At 72.1% G+C, this 1,791-nt stretch carries 1 protein-coding gene; it reads left to right on the top strand.

The window, feature by feature from the left end; all coding sequences use genetic code 11:
* Positions 1–1,791 (top strand): acyltransferase domain-containing protein (locus tag AB0L65_RS62875; RefSeq protein WP_364267610.1); only part of this gene is annotated, 1,791 nt, incomplete at both ends.

The raw sequence follows: 1,791 nt of genomic DNA, 5'->3' as shown, positions 1-1,791 counted from the left end.
GGATGCGGTGCTGGTGTTCCCGGGGCAGGGGGCGCAGTGGGCCGGGATGGGGGTGGAGCTGGCGCAGGCGTCGCCGGTGTTCGCCGCCCGGCTGGCCGAGTGCGGGCAGGCGCTGAGCGAGTTCGTCGACTGGGACCTGCTCGACGTACTGCGCGGTGCGGACGGAGCTCCGACCCTGGACCGGGTGGACGTCGTCCAGCCCGCCACCTGGGCGGTCATGGTTTCCCTGGCGGCATTGTGGGAGTCCGTGGGGGTCCGCCCGGCCGCGGTGATCGGGCATTCGCAGGGTGAGGTGGCCGCGGCGTGCGTGGCCGGGGCGCTCTCGCTGCGGGACGCGGCCCGCGTGGTCGCCCAGCGCGGCAAGGTCATCCGCAGGGAGCTCGCCGGGACGGGCGGCATGCTGGCCGTGCTGCTCCCGTACGAGGAGCTGGTGCGGCGGCTCGAACCGTGGAGCGACCGGCTCTCGGTGGCCGCCGTGAACGGCCCGACCTCCGTCGTCGTGTCCGGCGGCGCCGCCGACCTGGACGAGTTCTTCGCGGCGATCACCGGTGAGGGCGTGCAGGCTCGAAAGATCAAGGTGGACTACGCCTCGCACTCCGCCCAGGTGGAGGGGCTCCGCGAGACCGTCCTCGCCGAACTGGCCGGGCTCGAGCCTCGCTCCGCCGACGTGCCGTTCTACTCCACGGTCGTGGCGGAGTCGCTGGACACCGAGCGGCTGGGGGCCGACTACTGGTACACCAACCTGCGCCAGCGCGTGCGCTTCGAGGACGCCGTACGAGTCGCGATTCGCGACGGTCACGACTTCTTCCTCGAGGTGAGCCCGCATCCGGTGCTGACGATGGCGGTGCAGGACATCCTGGACGTCACCGCCCCGTCGGGAGTCGCGGTGGCATCGCTGCGGCGCGGCGAGGGCGGCGCGGGGCGGTTCGTACGTTCGGTGGGCGAGGCGTTCGCCGCAGGCGTCGCCGTGGACTGGCTACGACTCCTGCCCGGCACCAGCGTGGGTGCCGAGCTGCCCACGTATGCGTTCCAGCACCGGCGTTACTGGCTGGAGCCTTCCGTCGCGGGGGCGGCGGACGCCGGTGGGCTGGGGCTGACGCGGGTGGATCATCCGCTGCTGGGAGCGGCTGTGGAGCTGCCCGATCAGGGCGGGGTGGTGCTGACCGGCCGGATCTCGACCACTACGCATCCGTGGCTGGCCGATCACGGGGTGGGGGAGACGGTGGTCTTCCCCGGCACCGGTTTCGTGGAGCTGGTGGTGCGGGCGGGTGACGAGGTCGGCTGTCCGGTGGTGGAGGAGCTGACGCTTGAGGCGCCGCTGGTGATCGGGGGTGACGAGGCGGTCCAGCTTCAGGTGGCGGTGTCCGCTGCCGGTGAGGACGGGCGGCGTGAGGTGGCGGTGCATGCCCGCACCAGCCAGCGACCCTGGACACGCCACGCGACTGGAACCCTTACCGCGACAAGCAGCACGCCGAGTCCTGCTGGCGAGCAGTGGCCGCCCACGGGAGCGCAGGCGGTGGACGTGTCCGGCCACTACGAGACACTGGCCGGCTCCGGATACGGGTATGGTCCGGCCTTCCAGGGACTCAAGCGGGCCTGGATCCGCGACAACGAGGTGTTCGCCGAAGTAGAGCTCGACGAGCGGGAGGCTGCCGAGGCCGGCGGTTATGGCATCCACCCGGCGCTGCTGGACGCGGCCCTGCACGCCACCGGTCTTATCGAGCAGGTTGAGGGGGTCGCGCTGCCGTTCGCCTGGAACGGGGTGGAGCTGCTCGCTTCCGGCGCCCAACG

The organism is Nonomuraea sp. NPDC052116 (genome assembly GCF_040680035.1).
In the GTDB taxonomy this organism is placed as follows: Bacteria; Actinomycetota; Actinomycetes; order Streptosporangiales; family Streptosporangiaceae; genus Nonomuraea; species Nonomuraea angiospora_A.
Note: the sequence above shows the minus strand (reverse complement) of the source record. Positions and strands in the feature narration are given on the sequence as shown.